The 17,960-nt window shown below is 64.6% G+C and carries 19 protein-coding genes; 17 read left to right on the top strand and 2 right to left on the bottom strand.

Going from position 1 to position 17,960, the window contains the following annotated elements:
- Positions 1-5: 5 nt before the first annotated feature.
- Both WDLP6_RS24375 and WDLP6_RS24370 read right to left on the bottom strand, forming a co-directional pair.
- Positions 6-1,016, bottom strand: a complete 1,011-nt coding sequence (locus tag WDLP6_RS24375; protein WP_162594437.1) for a Bug family tripartite tricarboxylate transporter substrate binding protein — start codon at positions 1,014-1,016, stop codon at positions 6-8.
- Positions 1,017-1,034: 18 nt separating this feature from the next.
- Entirely contained in the window at positions 1,035-1,856 is an 822-nt protein-coding gene (locus WDLP6_RS24370) for a shikimate dehydrogenase family protein (protein WP_162594436.1), read from the bottom strand.
- A gap of 51 nt (positions 1,857-1,907) precedes the next feature.
- Between WDLP6_RS24370 and WDLP6_RS24365 the strand changes: the two genes are divergently transcribed.
- From WDLP6_RS24365 to WDLP6_RS24285, 17 genes are all read left to right on the top strand, one after another.
- A complete protein-coding gene (locus tag WDLP6_RS24365; RefSeq protein ID WP_162594435.1) occupies positions 1,908-2,207 on the top strand; it encodes a DUF1330 domain-containing protein in 300 nt (99 codons plus the stop codon).
- The gene (locus WDLP6_RS24360; RefSeq protein ID WP_162594434.1) at positions 2,204-2,953 is read left to right on the top strand and encodes an SDR family NAD(P)-dependent oxidoreductase; all 750 of its coding nucleotides are present in this window, start codon (positions 2,204-2,206) and stop codon (positions 2,951-2,953) included. The genes WDLP6_RS24365 and WDLP6_RS24360 overlap by 4 nt, the downstream gene beginning before the upstream one ends.
- Before the next feature lie 21 nt (positions 2,954-2,974).
- Positions 2,975-3,763, top strand: coding sequence for an alpha/beta hydrolase (locus tag WDLP6_RS24355; RefSeq protein ID WP_162594433.1), 789 nt, complete (start codon positions 2,975-2,977; stop codon positions 3,761-3,763).
- 836 nt (positions 3,764-4,599) lie between these two features.
- The gene (locus tag WDLP6_RS24350) at positions 4,600-5,484 is read left to right on the top strand and encodes a LysR family transcriptional regulator (protein ID WP_162594432.1); all 885 of its coding nucleotides are present in this window, start codon (positions 4,600-4,602) and stop codon (positions 5,482-5,484) included.
- A gap of 272 nt (positions 5,485-5,756) precedes the next feature.
- The gene (locus tag WDLP6_RS24345; RefSeq protein WP_162594431.1) at positions 5,757-7,760 is read left to right on the top strand and encodes a conjugal transfer protein TraG; all 2,004 of its coding nucleotides are present in this window, start codon (positions 5,757-5,759) and stop codon (positions 7,758-7,760) included.
- A complete protein-coding gene (locus WDLP6_RS24340) occupies positions 7,757-8,242 on the top strand; it encodes a CopG family transcriptional regulator (protein WP_162594430.1) in 486 nt (161 codons plus the stop codon). Before WDLP6_RS24345 ends, WDLP6_RS24340 begins: the two co-directional genes overlap by 4 nt.
- 40 nt (positions 8,243-8,282) lie before the next feature.
- On the top strand, positions 8,283-9,245 hold the full coding sequence (gene trbB / locus WDLP6_RS24335) for a P-type conjugative transfer ATPase TrbB (RefSeq protein ID WP_443083463.1): 963 nt from the start codon (positions 8,283-8,285) through the stop codon (positions 9,243-9,245).
- Positions 9,242-9,574: a TrbC/VirB2 family protein gene (locus WDLP6_RS24330; protein ID WP_162594429.1), complete on the top strand. Its 333-nt coding sequence runs from the start codon at positions 9,242-9,244 to the stop codon at positions 9,572-9,574. The genes trbB and WDLP6_RS24330 overlap by 4 nt, the downstream gene beginning before the upstream one ends.
- Positions 9,571-9,843, top strand: coding sequence for a VirB3 family type IV secretion system protein (locus WDLP6_RS24325; protein WP_162594428.1), 273 nt, complete (start codon positions 9,571-9,573; stop codon positions 9,841-9,843). Before WDLP6_RS24330 ends, WDLP6_RS24325 begins: the two co-directional genes overlap by 4 nt.
- 7 nt (positions 9,844-9,850) lie before the next feature.
- Entirely contained in the window at positions 9,851-12,289 is a 2,439-nt protein-coding gene (gene trbE, locus WDLP6_RS24320) for a conjugal transfer protein TrbE (protein ID WP_162594427.1), read from the top strand.
- Entirely contained in the window at positions 12,286-13,014 is a 729-nt protein-coding gene (trbJ, locus tag WDLP6_RS24315) for a P-type conjugative transfer protein TrbJ (protein ID WP_162594426.1), read from the top strand. Before trbE ends, trbJ begins: the two co-directional genes overlap by 4 nt.
- 7 nt (positions 13,015-13,021) lie before the next feature.
- Complete coding sequence (locus tag WDLP6_RS24310) at positions 13,022-13,303, top strand: entry exclusion lipoprotein TrbK (protein ID WP_232077280.1); 282 nt, start codon at positions 13,022-13,024, stop codon at positions 13,301-13,303.
- Entirely contained in the window at positions 13,300-14,667 is a 1,368-nt protein-coding gene (gene trbL, locus WDLP6_RS24305; RefSeq protein ID WP_162594425.1) for a P-type conjugative transfer protein TrbL, read from the top strand. The genes WDLP6_RS24310 and trbL overlap by 4 nt, the downstream gene beginning before the upstream one ends.
- Before the next feature lie 9 nt (positions 14,668-14,676).
- A complete protein-coding gene (gene trbF, locus WDLP6_RS24300) occupies positions 14,677-15,390 on the top strand; it encodes a conjugal transfer protein TrbF (RefSeq protein ID WP_162594424.1) in 714 nt (237 codons plus the stop codon).
- A complete protein-coding gene (gene trbG, locus WDLP6_RS24295; RefSeq protein WP_162594423.1) occupies positions 15,387-16,403 on the top strand; it encodes a P-type conjugative transfer protein TrbG in 1,017 nt (338 codons plus the stop codon). Before trbF ends, trbG begins: the two co-directional genes overlap by 4 nt.
- Positions 16,400-17,686: a TrbI/VirB10 family protein gene (locus WDLP6_RS24290; protein ID WP_443083462.1), complete on the top strand. Its 1,287-nt coding sequence runs from the start codon at positions 16,400-16,402 to the stop codon at positions 17,684-17,686. The genes trbG and WDLP6_RS24290 overlap by 4 nt, the downstream gene beginning before the upstream one ends.
- Positions 17,683-17,946, top strand: a complete 264-nt coding sequence (locus WDLP6_RS24285) for a DUF2274 domain-containing protein (RefSeq protein WP_162594421.1) — start codon at positions 17,683-17,685, stop codon at positions 17,944-17,946. The genes WDLP6_RS24290 and WDLP6_RS24285 overlap by 4 nt, the downstream gene beginning before the upstream one ends.
- The last annotated feature ends 14 nt before the right edge of the window (positions 17,947-17,960 follow it).

Genomic DNA, 17,960 nt, shown 5'->3' with positions numbered 1-17,960 from the left:
TTTCCTCAGGCAGTAATGTTTCTTGCCGTGACGATGTCGCCCCAGCGTTTGACCTCGGAGCGCAGCAGCGCCATGAAGGCATCGCGCGTGCCGCCGATCGGCGTTGACCCCAGCCCGATGATTCGGGCAATCACCGCCGGATTGCCGAGCGACCTGTTCAGTGCCGCATTGAGCTTGTCGAGAACTGCGGGAGGTGTGCCCGCCGGAGCAAGCAGTCCATACCAGCCTTGCGCGTCAAGCCCGCGCATGGCTCCTTCGGCCAGCGTGGGCACGTCGGGCAACTGCATCGAGCGCTGGCGGCTGCTCACCGCGAGTGCACGCAGCTTGCCGCCCTGGACCTGAGGCAGGGCGGTTTGCACCAGGTCCATCACGAACTCCACCTGGCCGCCCATCAGGTCGATGATGGCGGGGCCAGTGCCGCGGTAGGGGATATGCGTGAAGTTCGCGCCCGTGGTGGATGCGACCAGCTCAGGCAAGAGATGCGTGAGAGTACCGGCGCCGCCAGACCCATAAGGCATGGGCTTGGCCTTGGCCGCGGCGATCAGGTCCGCGATGGTCTTGTAAGGCGAGTCCGCCCTGACCACGACGACCAGCGGGCTTGCGGCAACGCCGCCGACTGCGGCGAAATCCTTGACGGCGTCGAAGGGCAGTTGCTTCATCATCGTGGCGTTGACGGCATGTCCGTTGGACGCCATGAGCAGGGTGTAGCCATCCTTGGGCGCCTTTGCAACCGCCGCCGCGGCGATGGTGCCACCGGCCCCGGCGCGGTTCTCAACGATCACGCTCTGCTTGAGCTGCTCGCTCAGGAGCGTTGCGGCCAGGCGCGCTAGCGAGTCTGCGATACCGCCTGCAGCAAAGCCAACAATGATCGTGATGGGACGCGCGGGGTAAGCAGACTGTGCGCCGGCAAGACCTGTCACGCTCGCCAGTCCGGCCGCGGCCAGGAGCTGCCGCCTGTTTGGCAGCCATTCGGACGCATGCGCAGCCTCGGGGTTCAGATGCTTGTGTGATTTCACGTGATATCTCCAAAGTGTTCAGCGAAAAAATTCGACGAGCTTTTCAAGCTGGCCGGCCAGTACCTGTTTGCCGGGATGCACTTCGCAGCCCAGTCGTTTTGCGGCCAGGAGGAGCGGAGTGAACTCCGGGGTCATGACCACTTCGGCAACGACGTGCGAAGGTTTCAGCAATGCGGGATCGATGGGTGTGCGCGTGTCGCCTGCCATGCCCACGGGACTGGCGTTCACGATCAGGTCAAAACCCTCGGCTGACGAGACGCTGCCGACTTCAAAGCGCGTGCCCGCTGGTCCGTGCTGGGACAGGCGCGCTGCCAGCTGGACTGCGCGCGAGCGGTCAATGTCGAAGAGGGCGACGCTCGCCGCGCCTGCTTCGGCCAGTGCGAGGGCAATGGCAGAGCCAACCCCGCCCGCGCCCATGACAAGCGCTTGGCGCCCCGCAGTGTTGAATCCGCGCGCGGCCAGGCTTGCGGTAAAGCCGTAGCCGTCGAACAGGTCTCCATATGTCTTGCCGTGGCGAAAGCGGATGGCGTTGACCGCGCCGGCAATGCGCGCCGCCAGCGAAAGCTCATCGACCCACTGCGCGAGCGCGATCTTGTGCGGCACCGTGACGATCCAGCCGCGCAAGTTGCCAACCTTGCGTGCGCCGTCGAATGCGCAGCGCAGATCGTCGGGGTGTACCGGCGCGGGCAGGACAAACAGGTTGTCGCCGGCCGCCATGTAGAGCGGGTTCATCACCTGCGGCGCTTTCACCTGCCCGATGGGATGGCCGACGATCCAGACGAACTGGGTCGCGGCGTCAATGGGTGAGACCGGCCCGGCCGATTCGGGATTTGAGATCATTAATCGATGGTAGCATAATCATCGATGATTTAACAATCCATCGGTGAAGCTATGAAAACCATCCTGATCACACTTGCCCGTGTCGAAGACGCCGTGCGCTATGCGCGCTATGCCGGGTTGGCGACCCACGCAGCGGCCGCGCATGGCGCGCGCTTTCTCACCCGCGGCGCGCCGCTGGAAACCCTGGAGGGCCAGATGGGCGTGAACCGCGCCGTGGTGTCCCTCTTTGACTCGCCGGATGCCGCGCGCACCTACTACCGGTCCCAGCAATACCAGGCAGCGCGGCTGGAGCGGCTCGGCGCGGCCCAGTTTGAAATGGTGATGGCTCAGTACACGGAGCCGGAGGCATGAAGACATTCGTGATTACCGGTGGGACAAGCGGCATCGGCCTGGAAACGGCAAATCTGCTACTCGACGAAAACCCGGACTGCGAAGTCTTTTGCATCTCGCGTTCGCAGGACGAGTTCCGCTCGCTGGCCCCCAAGGCGCTGGCCCGCGCGGCCAGGCACAGGTTCATCCAGTGCGACGTTGGCGATGCCGCGCAGTGCGCCCGCGCGGCGGGCGAGGTCTTGGCTTCACGCAAAGGCATCGACGGCCTGGTCAATGCGGCAGGCGTCATCCGCGCAGGAGATATCCAGTCCACCACGCAGCCCGACTGGGACGAAGTCATGCGTGTCAACCTGACAGGCCCATTCAACGTCGCGCGCGCATTTCTGCCTTTGTTGAAGGCTGGAAGCGGCCGCGCGATCGTCAACGTTTCATCAGTGTGTTCCCTGCGTCCCTGCGACACGCTGGCCTATTCGGTCAGCAAGGCGGGCGTCGACATGCTGTCGCGCAGCATGGCGTCCACTCTGGCGCGCGAGGGCATCCGGGTCAACACGGTGAACCCCGGCGTGGTGCGAACCAACCTCCAGCTTGCGGCGGGAATCGTCGTGGACTACGAAGAGTTTCTGCGCTCACGCGCTGCCATGCATCCGCTGGGCCGGGTGGGAGAGCCCATCGACGTGGCGCGCGCCATCCAGTTTCTGCTCGACGGCAAAGCGGGCTGGATTACGGGTGCGCACCTGAGCGTCGATGGCGGGCGTGGCGGCTGCTAGATCAACCAAAGGAGATAGACGATGCAAAGAAGAAGCTTCCTCGGCGCCGGCGCGGTCGGCATCCTTACAGACTGTGCCGGCGGCGCCATCGATGCGCAGTCCAGGCCAGTGATCATCCTTGTTCACGGCGCCTGGCACGGCGCGTGGTGCTGGGAGCGGGTGACGCCATTGCTTGGGCGGGCGGGTTACCGCAGTGTCGCGGTGTCGCTGCCCGGCATGGGTGAACGCAAGAGCGAACTCTCGCTCTCCATCAACCTGGACAGCCACATCGACACAGTGGTGGAAGCTGCACTGGCGCCGGGACAGCCTGCGGCATTGGTCGGCCACAGCTACGCCGGTTTTGTGATCACCGGTGCGGCCGCGCGCCTCGCAAGTTCCGGGCGGCTGCGCTCGCTGGTTTACCTGGACGCATTTGTTCCTGCCGACGGCGAGCAGGTCTCTGACTACATGCCAGCGGATGCCCGCGCGAAGCTGGCCGCGACGCTTGCCGCGGGCAATCCTGCTTATGGTGCGGTACCTGCCAGGTTCTTCGGCATTGAGAAGCCGGAAGATATCGACTGGGCACAGGCACGGCTGACTGCTCAACCAGCTGCGACATACTTTCAGCCGCTGCATCTCGCGGCCGCGCTGCCACCTGCGACACGGCGAAGCTACATTGCGTGCCAGTCACCAAGGTTGCCAGTGTTCGACGCGACAAAGGCGCGCATACGCGGCACTGCATCGTGGACGTACCGCGAGCTTCAAACAGGTCATGACGCAATGGTCACCGCGCCGCAGGACCTGAGCCTTCTAATTGCAGAACTCGCATAAAAAACGCCACGTCCCCCACTCATAGGTCGCCGGCTCAACGGCGGCAGTCAGAACTAAGCCATCAGATCACACATTTCTATGACATCGATCAATTCGTGCAGGGAGTCAGCGAAGGTGACGCTGCCATCATTCCCATTCGATAACGTAGGCGCAGTCTTCGGGATTCTGCGGGCTTGGCCGACTCAAAGTAAATCCGGCAGGCAATGTTTTCAAAAGATCAGCGAGCCAGGCAATCAATGCGGGCTCGGGCGCAGCCGCACTGCAGCGTTGTGGTCCGCTCCGGCTAGGTCGTAGACCGGGGACGTAGATGAGTCGTTGTTCCGTCCGAGCCGCCGTCGACGGCCAATACAGTGCCAGCGACCGCATAAGGAACGTTTCTGTCCGTGCGCACCTTGAGCTCTGCCAAAGAGCCCATAAACACCAGGTCCCCCTTCAAGTGTGTGGAAGTCGGGTGCCAACGGCTAATGGGGCGAACAGACCGAAGAATGTCGACGTCAAGCTTCGCTGGATCTCTTCTCGCAACGTTCCGCTTGCGGCACTGGACTAGACCCTGAGGAGCTCGAATCTGTTCGTAATGCGGTCCACGACATCACGCCCGCCTATGCGTAGAGGTGGTCAGCAAATGGGGATTCAGCAGCAGCGGAGCCCAACGTCTCCGCGACTCACCGAACAAAAGCACGCTAGATGCTCCAGTAACGTTGGAAGGAAGCAATAAGCACTAAGGAGGAAAAAATGAGCCTTATCAAAGCCGCCGACACGACTCACCCTGGCAACTGCCGACATTTTCACCCCGAGTCTCACCAAGCACTGGTCCACAGTTCTTTGGCGAGGATCGAATGATTGAGCTGCGACACCTCCGCCAGTTCATCGCCGTCGCCGAGGAACTCAATTTCCGACAAGCTGCCGATCGCATCCACATTGATCAGACTCCACTGTCGCGGACTGTTCGCGACCTAGAGGATCAACTTGGCGTGCAGTTATTCGTACGAGGGCCGCGAAAACTGAGTCTTACGCCTGCAGGTGCGCGAATGCTGCAGGAGGCACGAAAAGTCTTGATCCGAATAGAACGCGCTCAGCGGGCGGTGCGCGAGACAGATGCCCGGTTCCGCGCACCATTGCGTGTTGGCGTCGCTGACGGATTGGCTCAGCCCAAGCTGTCCGATTGCTTGGTTGGCTGGCGCAGCGTGGCTCCAGAAATCCATCTGGAGCTAACCGAGATGCGTGCACCAGAACTCGCGCAAGCCTTGCGACGCGAGGAGATCGACGCAGGATTCTCCTTTGGCATTGCAGAGTGCGAAACTCTCGCACAGCACCCGGCCTGGAGCTATACGGCGATGGCGCTTGTGCCACTCGGTCACGAACTGGCTTCTCGGCCAGTACTGGATCTAGCCGAGTTGTTTGCCTACCCAGTGCTGACGTATCACTCTGAGAGACAGCCCGGGGCATCGCGGCAGTTAAGAACGATCCTCCAGCGTCATGCGGAAGTGCCCACGATTGCAGGCGAAGCTTGCACTCTGAATGGATACGTCACGCGTGTGGCCGCCGGTATGGGGGTCGGACTGATTGATGCGGGGCACGTTTCGACGTTGCGGCGTTCGGACCTGCTGGCAGTGCCGCTCCGCGAGCAGGAGCAAATCACGACGTTCGTGATTCACAAGCATCACCGGTGCGGCCTGTCCGATGCGGTTCAGCGTTTCGTGACCCACTCCAAAGTTTTGTAGCACTCGTTACAACTGTCGCGCTCGTCGCCCAAGCAAGCAGCGTCATCGGCTTTGGACACGGTCGCAAGGCTTCGCCATGCTAGCGGTCCGCAGATGAGGTCGCGGGCCCGCCTTTCGCCTTGTCCGAGCCGGCGATTCCGTAGGCGTACTCCTCACCGCGCTCCATCACGCCCTGATGGGTGTGTGTTTTGGCGACTCGATTCCAGACTCGGGCAAGCGGTGCCGTTGCGGCACGTGCGCGCTGGAATTGAGACGCAAAGGAGTAGTAGCTCATGTCGAGCCGGGGTGCGACAGGCATTTTGTTCGGACAGATTGTTGTGGTGCTGGGTGTCGCCCTCGGCGGCCTATGGGCCGCCACGCAGTGGACAGCGCATGCGCTGCGCCATCAAGCGCGGCTCGGCCCACCGTGGTTTGACGTTTCGGGCTTGTCGGTCTACGAGCCGTGGAAGCTTTTCGAGTGGTGGTACTTCTATGGTGCCTACGCACCCAAGATATTTGAGCGCGGTGGGATCATCGCCGCTTCGAGTGGGATGCTCGCCACCGGCGCAGCCGTCGGCATGGCGGTGTGGCGTTCGCGGTTGGCCAAGCAGGTCACGACCTACGGTTCCGCTCGATGGGCCGAGCGTGAGGAGATCACCGAGGCCGGCCTGACTCGGCCTGCCGGCGTGTTCCTTGGCAAGACCGCGTGCAAGGACGCCGACTACTTGCGCCACGAAGGTCCGGAGCATGTGATGGCCTTTGCCCCCACGCGCTCCGGCAAGGGCGTGGGCCTGGTTGTGCCGTCGCTGCTGTCCTGGCCGGGCTCGGCGGTGATCCACGACATCAAAGGCGAGAACTGGAACCTCACCGCAGGATGGCGCGCGCGGTTCTCGCATTGCCTGCTGTTCAACCCCACCGACGCGAAGTCAGCCGCGTACAACCCACTGCTCGAAGTGCGACGCGGCATGCACGAAGTGCGGGACGTGCAGAACATCGCCGACATCCTGGTTGATCCCGAAGGGGCGCTGGAGCGGCGCAACCACTGGGAGAAGACCAGCCATGCCCTGCTGGTCGGTGCCATCCTGCACGTGCTCTACGCCGGCGAGGACAAGACGCTGCGCGGCGTTGCTAATTTCCTGTCAGATCCGGCGTGCCCGTTCGAGGTGACGCTGCACCGGATGATGACCACCGGGCATCTCGGCGAAGAGGTCCATCCGGTCGTCGCATCGGCCGCACGCGAAGTGCTCAACAAGAGCGACAACGAACGCTCGGGCGTGCTGTCCACCGCCATGAGCTTCTTGGGCCTGTACCGCGATCCCACGGTAGCCGAAGTCACGTCGCGCTGTGACTGGCGGATCGCCGATCTGATCTCGGCCGCGCACCCGGTGTCGCTCTACCTGGTCGTGCCGCCGTCCGACATCAGCCGCACCAAGCCACTGATCCGCTTGATTCTCAACCAGGTCGGCCGGCGCCTAACCGAATCGCTGGACGGATCGGACGGCATCGCGCGCAAGCACAAGTTGCTGCTGATGCTCGACGAGTTCCCGGCACTCGGCCGACTGGACTTCTTCGAAAGCGCTCTTGCCTTCATGGCGGGCTACGGCCTGCGCGCATTCCTCATCGCCCAGTCGCTCAACCAGATCGACAAGGCCTACGGCCAGAACCATTCCATCCTGGACAACTGCCACGTGCGCATCGCGTTCGCAACAAACGACGAGCGCACAGCCAAGCGGATCTCCGAGGCGCTCGGGACGGCGACGGAGCTGCGCGCCCAGCGCAACTACGCCGGCCACCGGCTTGCGCCGTGGCTCGGTCACGTGATGGTGTCGCGCCAAGAGACGGCCCGCCCGCTGTTGACACCGGGCGAAGTGATGCAGTTGCCGCCCGATGATGCCGTGGTGATGGTCTCGGGCCATCCGCCCATCAAGGCGAAGAAGCTGCGGTACTACCAGGACCGGAACTTCACGTCGCGTGTCCTGCCTGCGCCGGCGCTGGTAGCCGGCGTTTACGCCGACCGTCCTGCAGCGCGCCTCGACGACTGGAGCGGATTGCCACCCCTGGAAGCTCTGCCGCCTTCGTCTGTCGTTGATGGAGGCGGCATGGCCGACGAGGGGGGCCACCAGCTCAAGCCCGAGTTGGACGTCGCCGCCGATGTGCATTCGCTTGCGAACAGCGATGGCCCGCTGGTGCTCGATGACGAAGATGACGTGCCGCTGCGGCCGCAAGACGTGGACCGGCAGCTGACGCGCGCCGCGCGTCTGGCCGCGTTGGACCCTGACGACGGGATCGCACTATGACCCGCGCCCGACTGAACATCTTCATCGAGCCAGAGCACGCGAAGCGGCTGGACCAGGTTGCGGCGCACAAAGGTGTGTCGAAATCGGCCGTGATCGCCGCCGCGCTTGCGTCTTTCCTTTCGCCCGACGGCGAGGACCAGCGCGAGGCAGCTATTGCCAAGCGCCTGGACCGGCTCTCTCGGCAGTTCGACCGCCTGGAGCGTGACCAGAACGTGCTGATCGAGACGACGGCCCTATACATCCGCTACTTCCTGACCGTCTCGCTGCCGGTGCCCGAGGGTCAGCAGGAGGCGGCGCGCGCACAGGGTCGCGCCCGCTATGCGCAGTTCATCGAGCAGCTCGCGCGCCACATCCAGCGCGGGCGCAGCCTGGTGCGCGAGGTCCATGAAGACGTCGCACCAACCGAAGCTGAACCAATGCAGCCAGACGTCCAGGCGGGTCCAGGCTCCCAACCCCAAGAGGTTCATCGTGAATCTGTCTGAGCCGAACGCCATGGACGCCTCGTTGGAGCGGCGCATCCGCATGTTGCGCACGGCCATGGGGCCGGAGATCGCGGCAGCGTTGGAGGACCCCGAAGTCGTCGAAGTCCTTTTGAATCCGGACGGCTCGCTTTGGGTGGATCGGCTGGGTACCGGCCGCGAGGCCACTGACACGGCCCTGCCGCCGGCCGTCGCCGAGCGAATCATCCGGCTGGTGGCAGCGCACGTACGCACCGAGGTGCATGCAGGCGCACCGATCCTGTCGGCCGAACTGCCTGAGACCGGCGAACGCTTCCTGGGCGTGCTGCCGCCCGTCGTGCGAGCGCCATCCTTTGCGATCCGCAAGCGGGCTCTGCGCATCATGACGCTCGCCCAGTACGTGGCTGATGGCGTGATGACCGAGGATCAGGCGGCGTTCCTGCGGCGTGCGGTACGCGAGCGCCTGAACATCGTCATTGCCGGCGGCACCAGCACGGGCAAGACGACGCTGGCCAATGCTTTGCTCGACGATATCGCCGAGACGCGCGACCGGGTGCTGATACTCGAAGACACGGTGGAGCTGCAGTGCCGCAGTGACGACCACGTGAGCATGCGCACCGAGCCGGGCGTGAGCACCATGGCCGACTTGGTGCGCGCCACGCTACGGCTACGACCCGACCGCATTGTGGTCGGCGAGGTGCGCGGTTCGGAAGCACTCGACTTGCTGAAAGCCTGGGGTACCGGACATCCCGGCGGCATCGCAACCGTCCACGCCGGCTCGGCGCACGGCGCGCTCACCCGCCTGGAGCAACTGGTGCAGGAGGTGAGCGTCACCGTCCCGCGCGCCCTGATCGCCGAGGCGGTCAACGTCATCGTCTTCATCGCCGGCCGTGGCCGTGCGCGCCGCGTGCGTGAGATCGTGCGCGTCATCGGCCACGACAGCCACGGCTACCAGCTGGATGCCGAGCTGTCTTCCTTCCCGCCTCTTCCTCCGCCCAACCCTACCTCCATAGGAGATCCTTCATGACGACTTCACGCCTTTCCGTAAAACCGCTTCTGCACGTCGCCGCCGTAGCGGCGCTGCTACTCGCCGTCGCGCTGCCCGCGCATGCAGCAGGCTCGAACATGCCCTGGGAGGCACCGCTGCAGTCGGTGCTCGAGTCGATTCAGGGGCCGGTGGCACGGATCATCGCGGTAATCGTCATCATCGCCACGGGCCTAGCGCTGGCCTTCGGCGACACCAGCGGTGGCTTTCGCAAGCTGATCCAGATCGTGTTCGGCCTGTCGATCGCTTTTGCGGCGTCCAGCTTCTTCCTGACCTTCTTCAGTTTCACGGGCGGGGCGGTGCTGGCATGAACACGGCGCCCGGAACCATCGCGGGCTTCGAGGTGCCGCTGCACCGGTCGCTGACCGAACCAATCCTGCTGGGCGGTGCCCCGCGCACGGTGGCGATTGCCAACGGCACGCTTGCCGCTGCCGTGGGTTTGGGCCTGCAGCTCTGGTTGCCGGGCCTCGTGTTGTGGATCGTCGGGCACTCGCTGGCTGCCTGGGGTGCGCGTCTGGACCCGCAGTTCATGCAGGTCTTCTCGCGACACATCAAGCACCGGCAGCTGCTGGACGTGTGAGGTCGCGATGTTGAACCTCACCGAATACCGCAAGCGCCCGGCGTTGCTGGCCGACTGGCTGCCATGGGCCGGGCTGGTGGCGCCGGGCGTCGTGCTCAACAAGGACGGCTCGTTCCAGCGCACGGCGCGGTTCCGCGGGCCGGACCTGGACAGCGCGACGCAGGGCGAACTGGTCGCCACGTCGGCGCGCCTCAACAACGCGCTGCGGCGTCTTGGCTCAGGCTGGGCCTTGTTCGTCGACGCCGAGCGGCGTGAAGCGGCCGACTATCCGGAGTCCAACTTCCCGGAGCCGCTGTCCTGGCTCATCGACGAAGAACGCCGCGCCGCTTTCGAGGAGGACGCCAGCCACTTCGAAAGCAGCTACCACCTGACGCTGCTGTACCTACCGCCCGAGGAATCGGCGGCCCGTGCAGCCCGGTTGCTGTACGAGAACAATCGCGCGGAAGGGGTGGATTGGCGTGAGCGGCTGGAAGGCTTCGTGTCCGAGACCGAACGCCTCTTCGGCTTGCTCGAAGGCGTGCTACCAGAGATCGACTGGCTCGATGACGCGCAGACGCTCACCTATCTGCATGGCTGCGTCTCCACGCGCCGGCATGCAGTGGCGGTGCCCGAGGTGGCGATGCATCTTGACGCGCTGCTGGCGGACGAACCGTTGGTCGGCGGCCTGGCGCCGATGCTCGGAAATCGGCACTTGCGGGTGCTGTCGGTGCGCGGGTTTCCGACCTCGACGTGGCCGGGCCTGCTCGATGACTTGAACCGCCTAGGCTTCGCCTATCGCTGGAGCACGCGCTTCATGTGCCTGGACAAGGCCGAGGCGGAGAAGGAACTGCGGCGTCTGCGCCGTCAGTGGTTTGCCAAGCGCAAGAACATCGTCGCTCTACTGCGCGAGACGATCTTCCAGCAGGAGAGCCCGCTGGTGGATTCCGATGCCTCGAACAAGGCATCGGACGCCGATGCGGCGCTGCAAGAGCTTGGAAGCGACCAGGTGGCCTTCGGCTACGTCACGGCCACAGTGACCGTACTCGACGCCGAAGCCGCAGTGGCCGACGAGAAGCTGCGTACTGTGGAGCGAGCCATCCAGGGTCGCGGCTTCGTCACCATTCCTGAGACTTTGAATGCGGTTGACGCATGGTTGTCGTCGGTGTCAGGCCATGCTTACGCCAACGTCCGGCAGCCAATCGTCTCGACGCTGAACCTCGCGCACATGATGCCAGTGTCGGCCGTGTGGGCCGGTCCGGAGCGCAATGCGCATCTTGATGGTCCGCCCTTGATCGTTACCCGCACTGATGGTGCGACGCCGTTCCGGCTGGTCACGCACATCGGCGATGTGGGGCACACGTTGATCGTCGGACCGACCGGCATGGGCAAGTCGGTGCTGCTCGCCACGCTCGCGATGCAGTTCCGCCGCTATCCGGGGTCGCGCATTCTCGCCTTCGACATGGGCCGCTCGATGCGAGCGACCATTCTCGGGCTCGGTGGCGAACATTACGACCTCGGCACTGACGGCGCCATTGCGTTCCAGCCGCTGGCACGAATCGACCAGGACGGCTATCGCACCTGGGCGGCCGAGTGGGTCGAGGGGCGCTTACTGCAGGAAGGCATCGCAGTTGGGCCTCCGGAGAAGGACGCCGTCTGGTCCGCGCTCAATAGCCTGGCCAGCGCACCCCTTGAACAACGAACCATGACAGGCCTGTCGGTGCTGCTGCAGTCCAACGCACTCCGGCAAGCCCTCAAGCCTTACGTGCTCGGCGGCGCCCACGGAAAGCTGCTCGATGCCGATAGGGACCGGCTCGGCGTTGCCACTGTGCAGGGTTTCGAGATGGAAGAGCTGATGCACAGCAAGGCCGCCGTGTTGGCGGTGCTGGGCTATCTGTTCGCTCGCTTCGACGAACGATTCGATGGTGCGCCGACTTTGCTGATCCTCGATGAGGCCTGGCTCTTCCTGGACGAGCCAGTGTTCGCATCGCGAATTCGCCAGTGGCTTAAAGCATTGCGCAAGAAGAACGTCTCCGTGATCTTCGCTACGCAGTCGCTTGCGGATATTAAGGATTCGACCATCGCGCCAGCCATCGTGGAGAGCTGCGCGAGCCGCATCTTCCTGCCGAACCCGCAGGCGGCCGAACCGCAGATACGTGTGATCTACGAAGGCTTCGGGCTCAACAGTCGGCAGATTGAGATCGTCGCGACCGCACAGCCTAAGCGCGACTACTACTACCAGTCTCGGCTGGGCAACCGCGTCTTCGACCTCGGGCTCGGGTCGGTGGCGCTGGCCTTCTCCGGTGCGTCCACGCCGGAGGACCAGCGGGCCATCGACAAGGTGTTCGCCGCCGCTACCTCCTCGGACTTCGCAGCAGCTTGGCTGCGCCACTGCAGCCTCGGTTGGGCTGCAGACCTCATCCCATCGTTCCCGTCCTCCCCTTCATCACCTTTGGAGAACTCGTCATGAAGAAGCACTTTCTCGCCGCCGCCGCGGCATCGCTGATCGCCCTTGGGCCTGCCGCGCATGCGCAGTGGATCGTCTTCGATCCCTCGAACTATTCACAGAACATCCTCACCGCTGCGCGCACGCTGGAACAGATCAACAACCAGATCCGGCAACTGCAGAACGAGGCGCAGATGCTGACGAACCAGGCGCGCAACCTCACGAGTCTGGATTTCAATGCGCTGAGCGAGCTGCGCGCCGCCTTGTCGGCGACCAACCAGCTGATCCAGCAGGGCCAGGGTCTAGCCTTCAACGTCGCCCAAATGGAGACGGATTTTCGTCGGCTGTACCCCGATTCGTACTCGGCAGCAATCTCGGGCACGCAGATGGGAGCCGATGCGCGCACGCGGTGGACCCATTCGCTTGAAGCACTACGCACCGCGACCAAGGTGCAGTCACAGGCGGTGCAGAACTTCACGTCGGACGAGCGGACCTTGACCGACCTGGTGAATCGCAGCCAGTCGGCAACAGGCGCATTGCAAGCCATGCAGGCGACAAACCAGTTGCTCGCCTTGCAGTCGCGCCAGGCGATGCAGGCCCAGCAACTGCAGATCGCGCAGGACCGTGCGGCCGCGCTGGAGCAGGCGCGCCAAGTGGCGGTGCAAGAGCGTGCGCGTGAAGTGCGCCGTCGCTTCCAGGGTGATGGCACGCCGTACTCGCCCTATGCCGTGGACTTCTACGGACGGTGAGGTTCACATGCGCAAACCCCTTATCTTGATCCTCGCCGTCATGCAGGCTGGGTGCGGTAAACCCATACCTTTTGAGTCCGCGGAGTCGCTGGCCGCCAATCCCGAGCGCTTGAAGGAGATGCGGGTGAGGTGCAAGGTGGAGCGACACCTGATCGGCGAGGCGCAGTGCCACGAGGTCGCCGAAGCGACGCGCCTGCGCTTCTTCTCCGGCGGTGGCCCCAAGCACACGCCGGTGCCTGCCGCATCACAGCCTTCTGCCTCACAGCCAGGGCAAGGAAGCGGTCGATGAACGACCTGTCGGTCATCGACCGCTTCCTCGACGTCTTCTCGCGCTACATAGACTCTGGCTTCGGCCTGCTGGGCGGCGAGGTTGGCTTCCTGACTGCCACGTTGGTCGTGATCGACATAACGCTGGCTGGCCTCTTCTGGGCGATGAGCAATGCCAGCGGCGGCGGTGGCGACGATGTGATCGGCAAGCTGATCAAGAAGGTGCTGTACGTCGGCGCTTTCGCCTTCATCCTGAACAACTTCAACAGCCTGTCGGGCATCGTGTTCCGGTCCTTCGCCGGGCTTGGACTGATGGCGTCCGGCTCGTCGATGACCCAAGGCCAGTTGCTGCAGCCGGGCCGGCTGGCGCGCGTGGGCGTGGAGGCCGGCGCGCCGATCATGAAACAGATCAGCGACCTGACTGGCTTTCCGGAGGTATTCGCCAACCTCGATGTCATCACCGTGCTGTTTCTGGCATGGCTGGTATTGATCGTGAGTTTCTTCGTGCTCGCGGTGCAGCTTTTCGTCACCCTGATCGAGTTCAAGCTGACCACGCTCGCCGGCTTCGTGCTGGTGCCGTTCGCGCTGTGGAACAAGACGGCGTTCCTGGCCGAACGGGTGCTGGGCAACGTGGTTTCCTCGGGGATCAAGGTGCTGGTGCTGGCCGTGATCGTCGGTATCGGCACAGGCCTGTTCGCCGAGTTCACGGTGCCGCCGGGCACCGAGCCGTCCATCGACCACGCGCTGGTCATCATGTTGGCCGCTCTGGCGATGCTGGGATTGGGCATCTTCGGGCCGGGCATTGCTACAGGGCTGGTGTCTGGTGCGCCGCAGCTTGGCGCAGGGGCGGCGGCGGGGACAGCACTTGGTGCTGCGGGTCTGGCCGTCGCTGGCGGCGCGGCCGTGGCGGGCGCCGGTTCCGCGGTGGCTGCTGGAGCGCGCATGGCGCCTGGTGCCGCGCGTGCTGCCATCGGTGGGGGTGCCGCCGCGGCTCGGTCTGCCAGTTCAATGGCCAACGGCGCGAAGTCGGCTTATCAGGCCGGCGCCGCCGCATCGGGCAGTGGTGGCGTGCGCGCGGCCGGTGCCGGCCTGGCCAACGTTGCGCGCAGCGGTGTCGGTGCCGTGGGCCAGCGTGTGGCGTCCAGCGCCAAAGCGGTCAAGGACGGCGTGGTGAGCTTCGTCGCCGAGGCAGCGGCGCCTGCTGCGGCCAAGGTGGCGGACGCAAGCGAAGCCGGCGCACCAGCGGCTGAACCCGCATGGGCGAAGCAGATGCGCCGCAAGCAGCAGATGACACATGCAGCCACGACGGCCGCGCACGCGTTGCGCTCGGGTGATGCCGGCGGCGGTGGCGCCAGCCCGAGCCTGCGCGATGACTCAAATTCTTAGGAGATCCTGATGCTATTTAAACGTCCCCAGGTGCGGTACTCGGCGACGCCGGAGCCCGTCACCCCCTATCAGGCGGCCGGGCAGGTTTGGGACCAGCGCATCGGCAGTGCGCGCGTCCAGGCCAAGAATTGGCGGCTGATGGCCTTCGGCTGTCTCTCCCTCGCGCTGCTGATGGCCGGCGGCCTCGTGTGGCGCTCGGCTCAGTCCATCGTGACGCCCTTCGTCGTCGAGGTGGACAACGCCGGCCAGGTCCGTGCGGTCGGCGAAGCCGCCTCACCCTACAAGCCCAACGACGCGCAGATCGCGCATCATCTGGCGCGCTTTATCGTCGACGTGCGCTCGCTCTCCATTGACCCGATCGTGGTTCGGCAGAACTGGCTTGAAGCCTATGAATACACAACGGACCGCGGCGCCGCGACGCTGAACGACTACGCCCGGGTGAACGATCCCTTCTCGCGCATCGGGCAGATCTCGGTGGCTGTCGAGGTCACGAGTGTGGTGCGGGCGAGCGACACATCTTTCCAGGTGCGCTGGATCGAACGCAGTTACGCCAATGGCGCGCCCTCCGGGACGGAGCGCTGGACGGCCGTGCTGTCGGTGGTGCTGCAGCCGCCGCGCACCGAGCAGCGCCTGCGCAAGAACCCGCTCGGCATCTACGTCAACGGGCTGTCCTGGAGCCGTGAACTTGAAGCCACCGACGCAATGAAAGGAACAAAGCCATGAATACATTTCTCCGTAAATCCGTACTGCCGTCTATCCTGCTGGCCCTCGCCGGCTGCGCCACGCAGGGCAAGCCCCCGCCGGCGATCTCACTGGACGAGCCCGTTGCCGTTGCCGTTGCCGCGCAGCCGTTGCCTCAACCGCCGAAGCCCATCGAAGTAGTTGAAGTGCCAACGCCTTTGCCGTTGCCCGAACAGATGAAGGCGCTGCCGAACGAGTCTGACGCGAAGCTGGCACCTGAGCCCGCGGACGAGAAGTTGCGCGTGTTTCGCGCCAACGCTGAGGCCCGCATCGCACCGACACGAGAGGGATATGTCAACGCGATTCAGGTCTGGCCCTACGCCGATGGCGCGCTGTATCAGGTCTACACCAGCCCCGGGCGCGTCACTGTGATTGCCCTGCAGCAGGGCGAAGAGTTGGTGACCGTCTCGGCCGGCGACACGGTGCGCTGGATCGTCGGCGATACGGCCAGCGGTGCGGGAGCGACGCTGCGGGTGAACATCCTGGTCAAGCCCACGCGCATCGGCTTGAAGACCAACCTGGTGGTGACGACAAACCGGCGCACCTACCTGCTCGAACTCTCTTCCACGCCGCAGGCCTGGATGGCATCCGTGTCCTGGGACTACCCGAAGGACCGCATGTTGGCCCTGCAGAAGCAGGCGCTGCAGGCTCAGGCCAGCGCGCCGGTGGAAACCGGCATGACGCTGGAGCAGATCAAGTTCCGATATGCCGTCAGCGGTGACAATCCGCCCTGGAAGCCGCTACGCGCCTTCGACGACGGCGAGCGCGTCTATATCCAGTTCCCCGGCGGTATCGCGCAGGGCGAGTTGCCTCCGTTATTCGTGATCGGCGCGCGGGGCGATGGGCAACTGGTGAACTACCGCTTCCGATCACCGTACTACGTGGTGGACCGGCTTTTCGGTGCGGCCGAACTGCGGCTGGGCGGCGACAAGGCGCAGGTGGTGCGCATTGAACGCACCGATGGTGTCAGTGCGGGCGCTACGCGGAGGAACTGAGCATGAGCACGTCCCCCGAGGCAACACCCGCTGCGGCGCCGAAGGTCGAGCCCGAATCCGTGGCCTTGCGCGCTTCGCCGCGTCCGGTCACCCGCCTGAACCGCCGCATGCTGATGGTTGGTGCCGGCGCCCTGGCCGCTGCCGTACTTGGCGGCACCTTGTGGTCGTTGCAGTCAATCAAGCGCCAGCGCAATCCAGCCACCGAGCTGTACAACGTCGATCGCGTCGCGCGCGCTGAAAACCTGGACCAGCTGCCGAAGGACTATGCCGGTCTCGCTCCGGTCCCGAAGCACGCACCACCCGTGCTGGGCGAGCCGTTGCCCGGAGACCTGGGGCCGGCGATAGTCAAGTCGCAGCAGCCGATGGAGGCGCGCTCGCCGAGCGGCGGCGTCGATCCGGCGCAGGCTGAGCGCCTTGCTGCTGAAGAGGCGGCGCGGTCTTCAGTGTTTTTCCGAAGCGGTCCAAGCAGCGGCGGAGCAAAGCCGAGCGCCGCGCCGGCCGCTGTTGACTCTTCGGCATCGACTTCGGGCAATCAGTCATTCAATCCGATGGGAACCGCTGCCGCCGCAGCTCAGCCCTCCGATCCGACGGCCGCGCAAAATCGGCAGGATCAGAAGGAGGCGTTCATCGCGAAGGCAGGCGACACCTCGACGCGCAATCTCGGTAGCTTGCAGTTGCCGGCGTCGCCGTATCAGGTGATGGCAGGCACTATCATCCCTGCGGCGCTGGTGACGGGGATTAACTCCGACCTGCCTGGGCAAGTGATCGCCAACGTGTCCGAAGCGGTCTACGACACCGCCACGGGCCGCCATCTGCTGATTCCGCAGGGCACACGATTGATTGGGCGGTATGACAGCCAAGTGGCGTTTGGTCAGAGGCGAATTCTGCTGGTCTGGACGCGCTTGATCCTGCCGGACGCTTCTTCGATAGCCCTTGACAAACTGCCTGGTGTGGATCCCGCAGGCTATGCGGGGCTGGAGGACGGTGTGGATTGGCACTGGGGCCGAATCCTTGCAGGTGCGGCGCTCTCCACGCTGCTTGGCGTGGGCGCTGAGCTGGCCGCACCGCAGACCCGGACAGACGGAAATCAAGTGATCATTGCTGCGCGCGAAAGCGCGCAAGACACGGTGAACCAGATCGGCCAGGAGCTCACGAAGCGGAACCTGAACGTCCAGCCGACGCTGACGGCGCGCCCCGGGTTTCCGGTCCGGGTCATGGTGAGCAAGGACCTAATCCTGCGTCCCTATCAGCCACTTTTCTTCGTGCGGGGGTCGAGTCAATGAGTAGCAGTCCACACAGGCTGAGGCTGGGGCCGCTGCCTCGCAACGAGAGCATCAAGCTGACCGTCAGCCTGCCTTCGGAACTTAAGACCTGCCTTGATGACTATGCGGCCGCGCACAGTCGCGTGCATGGCGAAGCGGTGGACGCTGCGACTCTGATTCCTCACATGTTGCAGTCGTTCATGGCCCGTGATCGCGGCTTCAAGGCCCTCCGTTCCCGGAAGGCTCCCAAACCCGCAGCGCCTGTCGCGGTCGTCCCCTAGCGGTGTTCGTCGCG

Origin of the sequence: Variovorax sp. PBL-E5 (genome assembly GCF_901827185.1) — a bacterium.
Taxonomy (GTDB): Bacteria; Pseudomonadota; Gammaproteobacteria; order Burkholderiales; family Burkholderiaceae_C; genus Variovorax.
The sequence above is the reverse complement of the archived record's forward strand: the minus strand, read 5'-3'. Positions and strand labels throughout refer to the sequence as shown.